Source organism: Winslowiella toletana, from assembly GCF_017875465.1.
In the GTDB taxonomy this organism is placed as follows: Bacteria; Pseudomonadota; Gammaproteobacteria; order Enterobacterales; family Enterobacteriaceae; genus Erwinia; species Erwinia toletana.
In genome coordinates this window covers 1,330,398-1,345,359 of sequence record NZ_JAGGMQ010000001.1, presented here as the reverse complement: position 1 = coordinate 1,345,359, position 14,962 = coordinate 1,330,398, and the positions used below count along the sequence as shown (strand labels likewise).

The following is a 14,962-nucleotide window of genomic DNA, read 5'->3' as shown; positions in this document are numbered from 1 at the left end:
CATCCCCTGACGCAAAGCAAAATTTTTTTACTGCGCTAGTATGAAATTGTGATCGCAGTCAGACAATTACATTCGTTCTGAAAGCCGCTAAATATCATCTGTTAAGCACATTTTGTTCTCAACTTAGTCAGCTCGTTATTCCATTCAGTAACTACTCATTCCAATAAGTAATTTCATCTGACGGAAGCAGCAGACGTATAGTCGCGTTAACTTTTTGTTATTTCATATAAGGCCGACGTGGACTATCTCCCGATTTTTGCCGATCTCAAGTCTAAGCCGGTACTGGTGGTAGGCGGTGGCGACATTGCGGCGCGCAAGATTGAACTGCTGCGCCGGGCAGGCGCGCGCATCCAGATTGCCTCACGCGCGCTGTGCGAAGAGCTGCAGGCGTTAGCGGAGATAAATGCAGTCGAATGGCTGGCTACCGAGTTCGACGAAGCACAGCTCGATAGCGTGTTCCTGGTGATAGCCGCCACTGATGACAGCCAGCTTAACGCCAGGGTATTTGCGGCGGCGAATCAACGCTTCCGGCTGGTGAATGTGGTTGATGACCAGCCGAAATGCACCTTTATCTTTCCTTCGATTGTCGATCGCTCGCCATTGGTGGTTGCGATCTCCTCCAGCGGCACCGCACCGGTTTTAGCGCGTTTACTGCGGGAAAAACTGGAAGCCTTGTTGCCCGCTAACCTCGGCCAGATGGCGCAGATTGCCGGTGAGTGGCGCGGCAAAGTGAAGCAGCGTTTTCACAAGATGTCGGATCGCCGTCGTTTCTGGGAGCGCGCGTTTAATGGCCTGTTCGCCAGTCAGGTGGCTGCCGGTAATGTGCAGGGGGCGAAGCAGACGCTGGACGATCAGCTGGTCAACCCGGAGAAAGCACAGGGCGAAATCGTGCTGGTTGGCGCCGGGCCAGGTGATTCCGGTCTGCTGACGCTGCGTGGTTTGCAGGTGATGCAGCTGGCGGATGTGGTGCTGTATGACCATCTGGTCAGCGATGAGATTCTGGATTTAGTCCGCCGCGACGCCGACCGCATCTGCGTTGGCAAACGCGCTGGCGCCCACTCGGTGCCGCAGGAAGAGACCAACCGCCTGCTGGTGGAGCTGGCGCAGCAGGGCAAACGGGTGGTGCGCCTGAAAGGCGGCGATCCCTTTATCTTTGGCCGTGGTGGCGAAGAGTTACAGGCCGCGCAGGCCGCTGGCATTCCGTTTCAGGTGGTGCCGGGCGTCACCGCCGCCGCGGGCGCGACTGCCTACGCCGGTATTCCGCTGACCCATCGCGACCACGCGCAAAGCGTACTGTTTATTACTGGCCATTGCCGCACCGGCGGCGATGGCATCGACTGGCCTTCGTTAGCGCGTGCGCGTCAGACGCTGGCGATCTATATGGGCACGGTGAAAGCGGCGGAAATCAGTCAGCAGCTGATTGCCCACGGGCGCGACGCCAGCACGCCGGTAGCGGTGATTGGTCGTGGCACCCGTCAGGATCAGCAGGTGTTAACCGGTACGCTCGAACAGCTCGAAGAACTGGCGCAACGCGCCCCGACGCCAGCGCTTTTGGTGATTGGCGAAGTCGTCAATCTGCATGCGCAGTTGGCCTGGTTTCAACATTCAGCACAGCAGGCCGGACGTGAATCCGCCGTTGTGAATTTGGCTTGAGGAAAGATTATGGATCAAAAACGACTCACTCATCTGCGTCAGCTGGAGGCGGAAAGCATCCATATTATCCGCGAAGTGGCGGCGGAGTTCTCCAACCCGGTGATGATGTACTCCATCGGTAAAGATTCATCCGTGATGCTGCATCTGGCGCGTAAAGCCTTCTACCCGGGAACCCTGCCGTTCCCGCTGCTGCATGTTGATACCGGCTGGAAATTCCGTGAAATGTACGAGTTCCGCGACCGTATGGTGAAAAGCATCGGCGCTGAACTGCTGGTGCACCGTAACCCGGAAGGGGTGGCGATGGGGATTAACCCGTTTGTCCATGGCAGCGCCAAACACACCGATATTATGAAAACCGAAGGACTGAAGCAGGCGCTGAACAAATACGGCTTTGACGCGGCATTCGGCGGCGCCCGTCGCGACGAAGAGAAGTCGCGCGCGAAAGAGCGTATCTACTCGTTCCGCGACCGTTTCCATCGCTGGGATCCGAAAAACCAGCGCCCGGAACTGTGGCACAACTACAACGGCCAGATTAACAAGGGCGAAAGCATCCGTGTGTTCCCACTGTCAAACTGGACCGAGCTGGATATCTGGCAGTATATCTTCCTCGAAGATATTGAGATCGTTCCGCTCTATCTGGCGGCGCCACGTCCGGTGCTGGAACGTGACGGTATGCTGATGATGATCGATGACGACCGTATCGATCTGCAACCTGGTGAAGTGATCGAACAGCGGATGGTGCGTTTCCGTACCCTTGGCTGCTGGCCGCTAACCGGCGCCGTCGAGTCTGAAGCCCAGACGCTGCCGGGGATTATCGAAGAGATGCTGGTTTCGACTACCAGTGAACGTCAGGGACGCATGATTGACCGCGACCAGGCAGGCTCAATGGAGCTGAAGAAACGCCAGGGTTATTTCTAAGGAGCCGCCAGATGAACAACGTTATTGCACAACAAATTGCCGATCAGGGTGGTGTAGAAGCCTGGCTGCATACGCAGCAACATAAAAGCCTGTTGCGTTTTCTTACCTGTGGCAGCGTCGATGACGGGAAAAGCACCCTGATTGGTCGTCTGTTGCACGATACCCGGCAGATTTATGAAGATCAGCTCTCTTCGCTGCATAATGACAGCAAACGCCATGGTACTCAGGGCGAGAAGCTCGATCTGGCGCTGCTGGTGGATGGTTTGCAGGCTGAGCGCGAGCAGGGCATCACCATTGATGTGGCGTATCGCTACTTCTCTACTGAGAAGCGCAAATTTATTATTGCCGACACCCCGGGCCATGAGCAGTATACGCGCAATATGGCCACCGGCGCGTCGACCTGCGATCTGGCGATCCTGCTGATCGATGCGCGTAAAGGCGTGCTGGATCAGACGCGTCGCCACAGTTTTATCTCCACGCTGCTGGGGATCAAGCATCTGGTGGTGGCGATCAATAAAATGGATCTGGTGGAGTATAAGCAGGAAACCTTCGAGCAGATCAAACAGGATTACCTCGATTTTGCGACTCAGCTGCCAGGCGATCTCGATATTCGCTTTGTGCCGCTGTCGGCGCTTGAAGGCGAAAACGTCGCTGCACCAGGTGCGGCAATGGCGTGGTACAGCGGCCCAACCCTGCTGGACGTGCTGGAAACCGTGGATGTGCAGCGCGTGGTGGAGCAGCAGCCAATGCGCTTCCCGGTGCAGTATGTTAACCGTCCGAATCTCGATTTCCGTGGCTATGCCGGTACGCTGGCATCCGGGACAGTGCATGTCGGTCAGCGGGTGAAAGTGTTGCCGTCTGGGGTTGAATCCACTATCGCCCGGATCGTTACCTTTGATGGCGATCTGCAGCAGGCAATTGCCGGTGAAGCGCTGACGCTGGTGCTGAAAGATGAGATTGATATCAGTCGTGGCGATCTGCTGGTGACCGCCGATACCGATCTGAAAGCGGTGCAGGGCGCATCAATTGACGTGGTATGGATGGCGGAACAGCCACTGTCGCCGGGCCAGAGTTATGATGTGAAAATTGCCGGTAAGAAAACCCGCGCCCGTGTCGAAAAAATTCAGCATCAGGTTGAAATTAACAGCCTGGCGCAACATGAAGTGGACAGCCTGCCGCTCAACGGTATCGGCCTGGTGGATGTCACTTTTGATGAGCCCATGGTGCTGGATGCCTATCAGCAGAACCCGGTAACCGGCGGGATGATCTTTATCGATCGTCTGAGCAACGTGACGGTGGGGGCGGGCATGGTGCGTCATACACTGGAAGATGCGCCGCAGGGCCGCGGTGATTTCAGCGCCTTTGAGCTGGAGTTAAACGCGCTGGTGCGTCGCCACTTCCCGCACTGGGGTGCGCGTGATCTGCTGGGTGGCAAATAAATGGCCGCCACACATGATGAAAATGTTATCTGGCATGCGCACGCGGTAACGCGTGCCGAGCGCGAGACGCTGCATGGTCATCAGGGCGTGGTGTTGTGGTTTACCGGGCTTTCGGGCTCGGGTAAATCCACCGTCGCCGGGGCGCTGGAGCAGGCGCTGCATCAGCATGGCGTCAGCACCTATCTGCTGGATGGCGACAATGTGCGTCACGGTCTGTGTCGCGATCTTGGCTTCAGCGATGAGCACCGCAAAGAGAATATTCGTCGCGTCGGTGAAGTGGCGAAACTGATGGTCGATGCCGGTCTGGTGGTATTAACGGCGTTTATCTCACCGCACCGCGCCGAGCGACAGATGGTGCGCGATATGGTGGGAGAAGGACGTTTTATTGAGGTGTTTGTCGATACGCCGCTGGCTATCTGTGAAGCGCGTGATCCGAAAGGTTTGTACAAAAAAGCGCGTGCCGGTGAACTGCGTAATTTTACCGGTATTGACTCGGCTTACGAGGCGCCGGAACAGGCTGAAATCCATCTGGATGGCGAACAATTGGTAACAAAATTGATAGCGCAATTGTTAGACGTGCTGCGTGGTCGCGATATTATCAACTGCTGAGATAGTTACGGTATGCCCTCGGGCACTACGCGCCTGAGAGCAAACGCCAGAGAGCGGGCCGACAACGCGTCAACAGGATACTTATGCAGAACGTTACCCCCATGCTTGCTCGTAAAGATGAACGTGACCAGGAGGAGCACACCTGGTCATTCCCCGGTGGGGTCATCGGCTTTGTTTCATACTGGTTCGCACTGGCGATTCCTTTTCTGCTGTACGGCTCTAATACGCTGTTCTTCTTTCTGTATACCTGGCCTTTCTTCCTTGCGCTGCTACCAGTTTCGGTATTAATTGGTATTGCTTTTAGCCTGCTGTTACGCGGACGCCTGATGTGGACGCTGATTGCCACGGCGCTGGTGGTGGTTTGCCTGTTCTGGCTGCTGTTTTCATTTCTGACTGGCTGGTAGGGGAAAGGGGCGACGAGAACGCCGCCCGATGTTTCGCTGCGTTACAAAACTTTGCTAAGAAATGAAGCGGTGCGCGGGTTAGCTGGCGTGCTGAACAGCTGCTCAGGTTTGCCCATCTCCTGAATCACGCCCTGATCGATAAACATCACCCGGTCTGACACTTCGCGGGCAAACGCCATCTCGTGGGTGACAATCACCATCGTCATCCCTTCCTGCGCCAGTGTTTTCATTACGGCCAGCACTTCGCCGACCAGCTCCGGGTCGAGCGCCGAGGTTGGTTCATCAAACAGCATGATTTTCGGCTCCATCGCCAGCGCACGGGCAATCGCCACACGCTGCTGCTGACCACCGGAAAGGCTGTTTGGCCAGGCGTCAATCTTATCGCTCAGTCCCACTTTCGCCAGCAGCGCTTTTGCCTGCTCCACCGCCACCTTACGTGACAGCTTACGCACGTCCATTGGCGCCATAATCAGGTTTTCCAGCACCGACATATGCGGGAACAGGTTAAAGCGCTGGAATACCATACCGACTGATTCACGCAGCTGGTTGATATTGCAGTTTACATCGTGAACCGCGAAGCCACTGACCTCAACGCTGCCGCCATCAACGCTTTCCAGCCCGTTCAGACAGCGCAGGAAGGTACTTTTCCCCGAACCTGAGGGGCCGATAACGCAGACCACTTCCTGCGGCGCGATATCGCAGCTGATGCCGCGCAGGACCAGCGTTTCACCAAACTGTTTCTGCAAATTATTAACGTGAATCACTTTTGCCGAACCTCTTTTCCATATGTTGAACCAGCAGCGAAAGCAGGAAAGTAAACACCCAGTAGACCAGTGAGATCACCAGGTAGGGTTCCCAGTAGGTGGCGTAAGCGCCGGAGACGGTTCGCGCGGCATAAGCCAGATCGGCAAGGCCGATAGCGGAAGCCAGTGAAGAGTCTTTGACAATCGCAATGGCGTTATTACCCAGCGGTGGCAGCATACGGCGAAACGCCTGCGGCAGAATCACTTTGCGCATGGTGCGGCCGTACGGCATACCGAGCGAACGTGAGGCTTCCATCTGACCGCGATCGATAGACTGAATACCGGCGCGGAAGATTTCTGAGACATAAGCGCCGGCATTCAGGGTGATCGCCACGATGCAGGAGAGAAATGCGCCATACTCGGAACGCAGCATGCGCGCGAATTCCGCCGACATCAGGCCGCTGCTGACCATTACGCCATCACGCGGATTGATAAACAGTGGAATTAAGGCGAAATGCACCACCATAATCTGCACGAACAGCGGCGTGCCGCGAAAAGCGCTGATATAGATACGTACCGGCCACTGCACGCCGTAACGCAGAACAGGTTTCCACGGCCCATGCGGCGCCTGCGCCAGCCGGCCCAGGCCGAGAGTCAGACCCCAAAGTGTGCCGGTGATCACGCAGATCAACGTACATTTCAGCGTCATCAGCGCGCCGTCGATAAACAGCGGCAAATACTCCTGAATGATTTCCCAACGAAATCCAGTCATACAACAACAATCCTGTAGAGAGAATTCGCCGCACAGAGCGGCGAAAAAGAGGGGTTACTCAGCGGGCAGGGTCGGGACGTTAGTGTCAAACCAGGTGCTGTAGATTTTGGCGTAAGTGCCGTCGGCGATGATTTGTTTCAGACCGGCGTTAATTTTACTACGCAGCGCATCATTGCCTTTGGCTACCGCGATACCGAAATACTGACGTTCAAATTTCGCATCCGGTACCAGTTTAAACTGTTTCTCCGGATGGGTTTTGATGTAGTACTTAACGACGCCAACATCACCCACTGCTGCGCCGATACCATCTTCGTACAGCTCCTGCAGCATTAACGGCGTATTGTCAAAACGCTTGATCGCCGTGCTGTTTTTACCCAGCACATCCGAAACCACGATATCGCCGGTGCTGGAATTCACTACACCAACATTTTCACTTTTCAGCGCCGCCAGCGAATCCACTTCAGAATCCTTCGGCACCACAATTGACTGTTCCGCCGGGAAGTAAGGCGCGGAGAAGTCCACCATCAGCTTACGTTTATCAGTAATGGTAATACCGGAGATAATAATGTCGCGGTCACCGGAATTCAGCGTGGCAAAGATGCCTTCCCACGGCGTGTTGACCAGTTTGATATCAAATTTTGCGGCTTTCGCCACGGCCTTAATAACATCAATATCAAAGCCTTCCAGTTGCTTCTGGCTGTTTTCAAACTCGAAAGGACGGTAAGTGCCGCCGGAACCCACTACGTAAGTTTCTGCATGAGCAGCAGAGGCAAACAGCGCCAGTAACGTACTGATTAGCGCAAACTTTTTAAACATGACTTCTCCTGGGGAATAAATAAAAAATCCTGATTATGCATTTTAAGTGCATAAAAATACATTTTAGCGCGCATCCAGGCAAGCACTGTTTGCAGCGCTTTTGCCCGTCATTCCGATAAAGCAGCTCAATTTCGCCTGCACAGTGGAGTCGGGCGAAAAGTTATGGGATGATTGAGCCGTTTTTCAGGGGGCGTGGATGGGTAAACTGACGCTGTTGTTACTTGTACTATTAGGCTGGCTGCAATATTCGCTCTGGCTGGGCAAGAACGGCATTCATGATTATACGCGCGTCAACGATGACGTCGCGGTGCAGCAGGCGAATAACGCCAAACTAAAAGCGCGTAACGATCAGCTCTTTGCCGAAATCGATGATTTGAATGGCGGCTCGGAGGCGATCGAGGAACGCGCACGTAGCGAGCTGGGCATGATTAAACCCGGCGAGACCTTCTATCGCCTGGTGCCGGATCAAAACAGACGAAACGCGCAACAGGCAGCTCAAAATCAACAACGATAACTAATGACCAACATTGCAGGTTCCTTCCCCGAGATTATCGCCGTGGTTCCCGCGGCCGGTATCGGCAGCCGCATGCTGTCTGAGTGTCCGAAACAATATCTGACCATTGGCACGCAAACTATCCTCGAACACAGCATTGCCAGCCTGCTGGCGCACCCGGCGGTGACGCGCGTGATTGTGGCGCTCAGCGATGACGACGTGCAATTTCAGCAGCTGGCGATTGCGCGGGACAGGCGTATCACCACGGTCACTGGCGGACGGCAGCGCGCGGATTCGGTACTGGCGGGATTGCAGGCGGCAGGTGACGCTGAGTGGGTGCTGGTGCATGATGCCGCGCGCCCCTGTCTGCATGCCGACGATCTGGCGCGGCTGCTGGCGATTGCCGCCACCAGTCGTATCGGCGGCATCCTTGCCGCGCCGGTGCGCGATACCATGAAGCGCGCGGAGGCTGGCAAAGAGGCGATTGCCCATACCGTCGAGCGCGAAGCTTTATGGCATGCGCTGACGCCACAGTTTTTTCCGCTCGATCTGCTGCGTACCTGTCTGCTGCGTGCGCTGCATGATGGCGCGATCATTACTGATGAAGCCTCGGCGCTGGAGCATTGTGGCTATCACCCTGAGCTGGTGGCAGGGCGCAGCGATAATATTAAAGTGACGCGGCCGGAAGATCTGGCGCTGGCCGCGTTCTATCTGACGCAATTACATAAATAAGGAGAGCGCAATATGCGTATCGGTCACGGTTTTGATGTCCATGCTTTTGGTGGCGAAGGCCCGCTGATTATCGGTGGTGTGCGAATTCCTTATGAAAAAGGGTTGCTGGCGCATTCGGATGGCGATGTGGCGCTGCATGCGCTGACTGACGCGCTGTTGGGAGCGGCGGCGCTGGGTGATATCGGTAAGCTGTTCCCGGATACCGATGCGGCGTATAAAGGCGCCGACAGCCGTGTGCTGCTGCGCGAAGCCTGGCAGCGAATTCAGCAAAAAGGTTATCAGCTGGGCAATGTTGATGTCACCATTATTGCGCAGGCGCCCAAAATGCTGCCGCATATCCCGCAGATGCGTATCAATATTGCGGAAGATCTCGGCATCCATATGGATGACGTCAATGTGAAAGCCACCACTACCGAAAAACTCGGTTTTACCGGGCGTGGTGAAGGCATTGCCTGTGAAGCGGTGGCATTGATCCATAAGGCTAATTCCTGATGGATATGATGAATCTGAGCTGGATGCATGGCAAACCTGACGTAAGCGGCAAGTTAAAAGCCAATCCGGAAGATTTTGTCGTCATCGAAGATCTGGGTTACGGCCCGGATGGCGAAGGTGAGCATCTGCTGGTGCGTCTGCGCAAGAATGGCTGCAACACGCGCTTTGTCGCCGATGCGCTGGCTAAGTTTACCGGCATTCCGCCGCGCGAAGTCAGTTTTGCCGGAATGAAAGATCGCCATGCGGTCACCGAACAGTGGTTCTGTCTGCGCCTGCCGGGCAAAGAGACGCCGGATATGTCGGCTTTTGATCTGGAAGGCTGTGAAGTGCTGGAAAGCGCGCGCCATAAACGCAAGCTGCGCACCGGTGCGCTCCAGGGCAACGCTTTTAAACTGATTTTACGTCAGATTAGCGATCGCGATGCGGTTGAACAGCGTCTGACGCAGATTGCACAGCTGGGTGTGCCTAACTATTTTGGCCTGCAACGTTTTGGCCGCGGTGGTAATAACCTGCATCAGGCACGCCGCTGGGCGGCAGATGAGATCCGCGTGCGTGAGCGCAATAAGCGCAGCTTTATGCTGTCGGCCGCGCGCAGCGCGATGTTTAACCAGGTTACCAGCGATCGTCTGGCGCAGCAGCAGTCTCTGTCTCTGGTAATGGCGGGCGATGCCTTACAGCTTACCGGTCGTGGCAGCTGGTTTGTCGCTGATGCCGCTGAACTGGAGACGTTGCAGCAGCGCGTCGATCAACATGAGCTGCGCATCACCGCGCCGCTGCCGGGCAGTGGCGAGTGGGGAAGTCGTGACGCGGCGCTGGCATTTGAACAGCAGTGTCTGACAGCAGAATCAGCATTAATCGCGCTGCTGGAGCGTGAACGTGTTGAAGCGGCACGCCGCGCGATGCTGGTTATCCCACGCGAACTGCGCTGGAGCTGGTGGGATGATGTGACGGTTGAACTCAATTTCTGGCTGCCAGCCGGTAGTTTTGCCACCAGCGTGGTGCGTGAAATCCTGCAACAGGAAGGCGATGACGTGGATATTGCTGAGTAACTATCCAAACGCAGACTTTTGCCCCCGCCAGCTAAAATCTCCAGTTGGCGGAGTGCAAATCGCACAAAAATAAAACAATTGCAAATTCAAAACGATGGGAAAAAACCAGCGAGCGGTGTGCAACCTTTGATTGCAACCGCATTATTTCTTGCTCTTAAATCATAGAAATAGCTGTAAACAGAAAGGTCGTAGCGGGACGCTGCGGCTAACTTTGTCAGAGGTCTCCTGCTATTTAAGGAGCACGTTATGCAAACTAACCTAGTGAACGACAGGATGCCGTTACTTATCCCTTCTGCAGGCTTTGATACTAAGCTGAGTATGACTGAGAAAAACATTGAACACAGCGAGTCCTTTATCGCTTCTGGTGTGAATGAGTTCTCTTTGCCTGGATTTGTTATCCCGCATGGTTATCGTTTACTGAGTTCGGTAAAAGGCGATCAATATCGTCTGGTCACTGATTCTGAGATCCCAGAAACCATCTATGCAGTAAAATTAGCACTGCATGATCGCATCATCACCGGGCGTAACGTCTGAACGCAAATTCTGGTCTGGCGTACGGTTCAGCCACAGCATGATGCTGCTGTAAATGGTTTGCCACAGGCGTTTTTCCGGCACTTCCTTCTCCACTATTCGATCCGGGAAAGAATGATCGCCTGGGCTATCCAGACGGATGGCTACTATGTCTATCTCTCTGATGGTACAGAAGAAGATCGTCCACTGGCCGTCATCACCTCATGGGATGATTTCTATCAACGCTGGGCTGACTTTTGCTGGGGCACTGATAAAAATTGTCACGCCCATCGATTATTTGTCATCAGTACTGAACAACTACTCTGATGTCCGGCTTAGCTATCAAACCTACCGTGAGGAGGGTTTTGCAATATTATGAACTGACGCCTGCCAAAGTGAAAATCATGATCGCTATCCTGCAATTTGAAATAACCGTACATACTCAGGCCTGACAACACCACGCACAAACACTCAGAATTTACGCCTACCACTTACCCCTCCAGACAGCTAGAATGCACCATGCCGCAAGGCTCAGTTTTGCGTGAAAAATTGGACCGGCAAAAAATTAAACAGGATAATCAACAGGACAATAAAAGCCTTGATAGTATTCATGGTCTATAAAATTCAAAGGGTTACCTATTAAATGCGGATATTGCTGAGTAACGATGATGGTATTCATGCGCCGGGCATTCAGATTCTGGCGCAAGCCTTGCGCGAATTTGCTGAGGTGCAGATTGTTGCGCCCGACCGCAATCGCAGCGGCGCGTCTAACTCGCTGACGCTGGAAACGCCGTTACGTACTTTTCCTTATCCTAACGGCGATATTGCGGTGCAGATGGGAACGCCTACGGATTGTGTCTATCTTGGCGTTAATGCGCTGATGCAGCCGAAACCGGATATCGTGGTTTCCGGCATCAATGCCGGGCCGAATCTGGGTGACGATGTGATTTATTCCGGCACTGTTGCGGCGGCAATGGAAGGGCGTCATCTCGGCTTACCGGCGCTGGCGGTCTCGCTTGACGGGCATCAGCACTATGACACCGCCGCAGCGATTACCTGCAAGATACTGCGCGCACTCCAGCGTGAACCGCTGCGCACCGGACGTATTCTTAATATCAATGTGCCGGATCTGCCGCTCGAGCAGATTAAAGGTATTCGCGTCACGCGCTGCGGTAGCCGTCATCCTGCCGATCAGGTGATTCCGCAGCAGGATCCGCGTGGCAATACGCTCTACTGGATCGGTCCGCCCGGTGATAAATTTGATGCCGGTCCGGATACGGATTTTGCTGCTGTCGACGAAGGTTATGTTTCGCTGACGGCATTGCATGTCGATTTAACTGCGCATGGCGCGCAAGATGTGGTCTCAGGCTGGTTAACCAAAGCTGAGGTTAATGGGGAATGGTGAGCAAGCGTATTGATACGTTGCTGGAACAGTTACGCCAGCAGGGCATTGACGATGAGCGTTTGTTAAAGGCAATTGAGGATGTGCCGCGCGAGCGTTTTGTCGATGAGGCTTTTGAACATAAAGCCTGGGAAAACGTGGCGTTACCGATTGGCTCCGGCCAGACTATTTCGCAGCCCTATATGGTGGCGAAAATGACCGCATTACTGGAGCTAACGCCCACTTCGCGGGTGCTGGAGATTGGCACCGGCTCTGGCTACCAGACGGCGATACTTGCGCATCTGGTCGAGCATGTCTGCTCAGTCGAACGCATTAAAGGCTTGCAGTGGCAGGCCAAACGTCGTCTGAAGCAACTCGATTTACATAATATCTCTACCCGCCACGGTGATGGCTGGCAAGGCTGGCCGTCGCGTGGCCCTTTTGATGCGATTATAGTCACCGCCGCACCGCCTGAAATTCCGACTGAACTGATGTCGCAGCTGGATGAAGGCGGCATTATGGTGTTGCCGGTGGGGGAAGAGCAGCAGGTATTAAAGCGCATCCGTCGTAAAGGCGGCGAATTTGTGGTCGATACTGTAGAAGCGGTGCGTTTTGTCCCGCTGGTGAAGGGCGATTTGGCATAAAGCCTCGCGCCATCTGCGATTGTCAGCATTTCTACACAACTGTTTAATGGCACGGTTGTTTCGATATTGTTAGTATCATCAATAATTTCTGCCCGCTGTCGCTGCCGGCCAGACGCCACGCTTTGCGTGTGCCGCCGGATTGATGCTGACAACGGGTTACAGTTTTGCCGTCACGGGGGATAGATGAGCACGGGAAGCCCAGTATTTAAATTTAGCCGTATCGCGGCAGTTTCGCTTGTTGGTTTTTGGTTGGCAGGTTGCTCTAACGACTCTACGCAGGCTCCGATTAGCAGCGTTGGCGGTGACTCTGGCATCAGCAGCCCATCTTCCAGCGGCGGTATGCTGGCGGGGCGCGCACCGGCCAGCACCATGGGGTCTGCGCAAAACATGGGTTCCGCGGAAAGCAACGTGCAGACTCAGAATGGTCGTATTGTCTACAACCGGACGTATGGGAACATTCCTAAAGGCAGTTACAGCGGGCAGACCTACACGGTCAAACGCGGCGACACACTGTTCTATATTGCCTGGATTACCGGCAATGATTTCCGTGATTTAGCACAGCGTAACAATGTCGCTGAACCTTATAGCCTCAATGTCGGCCAGACTTTGCAGGTTAGTAATGGCTCAGGTTCTTCAATTACCGGCGGCAATGCGATCACTGTTGCTGATGCAACTCAGGGCGGCGTACCCACGCCACCGAGCTCCACGCAAATTAAATCTTCAACGGTTGCACAACAACCGGTTATTACGTATTCTGAAGATTCTGGTAAATCAAGTGGAGGCAAAATGTTGCCTTCGTCGGGAACAACTGTTGCAACGACAACAGCCCCGGTTACCGCTCCGACAGTCAGTAGCACCACGAATAGCTCAACCCCGGTTGGGAGCTGGCGTTGGCCTACTGATGGTAAGATCATCGATAACTTCTCTGCTTCCGAAGGTGGCAATAAAGGCGTCGATATCGCGGGTTCACGTGGTCAGCCTGTTGTATCAACCGCTTCAGGGCGTGTTGTCTACGCAGGAAATGCCTTACGTGGATACGGTAATCTGATTATCATCAAACATAACGATGATTACCTCAGTGCATATGCGCATAACGACACAATGCTGGTCCGCGAGCAGCAAGAAGTGAAAGCGGGTCAGAAGATTGCGACGATGGGCAGCACCGGTACCAGTTCAGTTAGATTACATTTTGAAATTCGTTACAAGGGGAAATCCGTCAACCCGTTGCGTTATTTACCGCAGCGATAAACCGGCAGAACCCGAAAGCTAAGGTGTTCTGCCCTGGGAATCACGGGTAGGAGCCGCTTATGAGCCAGAATACGCTGAAAGTTAACGAGTCACATGAAGATGCGGAATTCGACGAGAACGGAGCTGAGATTTTTGACGAGAAGGCTCTTGTCGGAAACGAACCTGGTGATAGTGAGTTAGCTGAAGAAGAGTTGATGTCGCAGGGTGCGACACAAAGAGTCCTGGATGCGACGCAGCTCTATTTAGGAGAGATCGGATATTCTCCTCTTCTGACGGCCGAGGAAGAAGTTTTCTTTGCTCGCCGTGCATTACGTGGTGACATCCCGTCTCGTCGCCGCATGATTGAGAGTAACTTACGCCTGGTGGTTAAGATTGCCCGTCGTTACAGCAATCGTGGTCTGGCGCTGTTGGATCTGATTGAAGAGGGTAATCTCGGTTTAATTCGCGCGGTTGAGAAGTTTGACCCTGAAAGAGGGGTCCGTTTCTCTACATACGCCACCTGGTGGATTCGTCAGACTATTGAACGGGCGATTATGAATCAAACCCGTACCATTCGTCTGCCGATTCATATCGTTAAAGAACTGAATGTTTATCTGCGTACAGCGCGCGAACTTTCTCACAAGCTGGATCATGAGCCGAGTGCGGAAGAGATTGCTGAACAGCTGGATAAGCCTGTTGATGATGTCAGCCGTATGCTGCGTCTCAATGAACGCATTACATCAGTCGATACCCCGTTAGGGGGTGATTCTGAAAAAGCGCTGCTGGATATCCTGGCCGATGAGAAAGACAACGGTCCGGAAGACACCACGCAAGACGATGATATGAAACAAAGCATCGTTAAATGGCTGTTCGAACTGAACGCCAAGCAGCGTGAAGTACTGGCTCGTCGCTTTGGCCTGTTAGGCTATGAAGCGGCAACGCTCGAAGATGTGGGTCGCGAAATTGGTTTGACCCGTGAGCGTGTACGTCAGATTCAGGTTGAAGGTCTGCGTCGTCTGCGTGAGATTCTGCAGACTCAGGGACTGAATATTGAAGCACTGTTCCGCGAATAATAAGATG

General features: G+C 54.1%; 16 protein-coding genes and 1 pseudogene. 14 read left to right on the top strand and 3 right to left on the bottom strand.

The features are described from left to right. Positions 1 to 237 precede the first annotated feature (237 nt). The 5 genes from cysG to J2125_RS06310 all read left to right on the top strand — a co-directional run bounded on the left by cysG (position 238) and on the right by J2125_RS06310 (position 5,023). Positions 238 to 1,653, top strand: coding sequence for a siroheme synthase CysG (gene cysG, locus J2125_RS06330; RefSeq protein ID WP_017803627.1), 1,416 nt, complete (start codon positions 238 to 240; stop codon positions 1,651 to 1,653). 9 nt (positions 1,654 to 1,662) lie between these two features. Further along, positions 1,663 to 2,571, top strand: a complete 909-nt coding sequence (cysD, locus tag J2125_RS06325) for a sulfate adenylyltransferase subunit CysD (protein ID WP_017803628.1) — start codon at positions 1,663 to 1,665, stop codon at positions 2,569 to 2,571. 11 nt (positions 2,572 to 2,582) lie between these two features. Further along, positions 2,583 to 4,010 (top strand): sulfate adenylyltransferase subunit CysN, encoded by a 1,428-nt coding sequence (gene cysN, locus J2125_RS06320; protein WP_017803629.1) that lies wholly within the window; start codon positions 2,583 to 2,585, stop codon positions 4,008 to 4,010. Then, positions 4,011 to 4,619 (top strand): adenylyl-sulfate kinase, encoded by a 609-nt coding sequence (gene cysC, locus J2125_RS06315; RefSeq protein WP_017803630.1) that lies wholly within the window; start codon positions 4,011 to 4,013, stop codon positions 4,617 to 4,619. 83 nt (positions 4,620 to 4,702) lie between these two features. Continuing rightward, positions 4,703 to 5,023 (top strand): DUF3561 family protein, encoded by a 321-nt coding sequence (locus J2125_RS06310; protein ID WP_017803631.1) that lies wholly within the window; start codon positions 4,703 to 4,705, stop codon positions 5,021 to 5,023. Between the two features lie 41 nt (positions 5,024 to 5,064). Here J2125_RS06310 and J2125_RS06305 read toward each other — a convergent pair whose 3' ends face one another. The 3 genes from J2125_RS06305 to J2125_RS06295 are packed head-to-tail and all read right to left on the bottom strand — an operon-like array spanning position 5,065 to position 7,354. Beyond that, entirely contained in the window at positions 5,065 to 5,787 is a 723-nt protein-coding gene (locus J2125_RS06305; RefSeq protein WP_017803632.1) for an amino acid ABC transporter ATP-binding protein, read from the bottom strand. After that, positions 5,774 to 6,538, bottom strand: coding sequence for an amino acid ABC transporter permease (locus J2125_RS06300; protein WP_017803633.1), 765 nt, complete (start codon positions 6,536 to 6,538; stop codon positions 5,774 to 5,776). The genes J2125_RS06305 and J2125_RS06300 overlap by 14 nt, the downstream gene beginning before the upstream one ends. 54 nt (positions 6,539 to 6,592) lie before the next feature. Continuing rightward, entirely contained in the window at positions 6,593 to 7,354 is a 762-nt protein-coding gene (locus tag J2125_RS06295; RefSeq protein WP_017803634.1) for a basic amino acid ABC transporter substrate-binding protein, read from the bottom strand. Between the two features lie 196 nt (positions 7,355 to 7,550). Between J2125_RS06295 and ftsB the strand changes: the two genes are divergently transcribed. The 9 genes and pseudogenes from ftsB (at position 7,551) to rpoS (ending at position 14,955) form a co-directional block, all read left to right on the top strand. Then, positions 7,551 to 7,868, top strand: coding sequence for a cell division protein FtsB (gene ftsB, locus J2125_RS06290; protein WP_017803635.1), 318 nt, complete (start codon positions 7,551 to 7,553; stop codon positions 7,866 to 7,868). A 3-nt stretch (positions 7,869 to 7,871) separates the two neighbouring features. Then, positions 7,872 to 8,579 (top strand): 2-C-methyl-D-erythritol 4-phosphate cytidylyltransferase, encoded by a 708-nt coding sequence (gene ispD, locus J2125_RS06285; protein ID WP_017803636.1) that lies wholly within the window; start codon positions 7,872 to 7,874, stop codon positions 8,577 to 8,579. 12 nt (positions 8,580 to 8,591) lie between these two features. Then, positions 8,592 to 9,071, top strand: a complete 480-nt coding sequence (gene ispF, locus J2125_RS06280; protein ID WP_017803637.1) for a 2-C-methyl-D-erythritol 2,4-cyclodiphosphate synthase — start codon at positions 8,592 to 8,594, stop codon at positions 9,069 to 9,071. Continuing rightward, positions 9,071 to 10,120, top strand: coding sequence for a tRNA pseudouridine(13) synthase TruD (gene truD, locus J2125_RS06275; protein ID WP_017803638.1), 1,050 nt, complete (start codon positions 9,071 to 9,073; stop codon positions 10,118 to 10,120). The genes ispF and truD overlap by 1 nt, the downstream gene beginning before the upstream one ends. 246 nt (positions 10,121 to 10,366) lie before the next feature. Then, positions 10,367 to 10,957: pseudogene (locus J2125_RS06270) on the top strand (hypothetical protein). 316 nt (positions 10,958 to 11,273) lie between these two features. After that, on the top strand, positions 11,274 to 12,035 hold the full coding sequence (surE, locus tag J2125_RS06265) for a 5'/3'-nucleotidase SurE (RefSeq protein WP_017803641.1): 762 nt from the start codon (positions 11,274 to 11,276) through the stop codon (positions 12,033 to 12,035). Continuing rightward, positions 12,029 to 12,655 (top strand): protein-L-isoaspartate(D-aspartate) O-methyltransferase, encoded by a 627-nt coding sequence (locus J2125_RS06260; protein WP_017803642.1) that lies wholly within the window; start codon positions 12,029 to 12,031, stop codon positions 12,653 to 12,655. The genes surE and J2125_RS06260 overlap by 7 nt, the downstream gene beginning before the upstream one ends. Positions 12,656 to 12,838: 183 nt before the next feature. Next, the gene (gene nlpD, locus J2125_RS06255) at positions 12,839 to 13,903 is read left to right on the top strand and encodes a murein hydrolase activator NlpD (RefSeq protein WP_017803643.1); all 1,065 of its coding nucleotides are present in this window, start codon (positions 12,839 to 12,841) and stop codon (positions 13,901 to 13,903) included. A gap of 59 nt (positions 13,904 to 13,962) precedes the next feature. After that, positions 13,963 to 14,955, top strand: coding sequence for an RNA polymerase sigma factor RpoS (rpoS, locus tag J2125_RS06250; protein WP_209499475.1), 993 nt, complete (start codon positions 13,963 to 13,965; stop codon positions 14,953 to 14,955). The last annotated feature ends 7 nt before the right edge of the window (positions 14,956 to 14,962 follow it).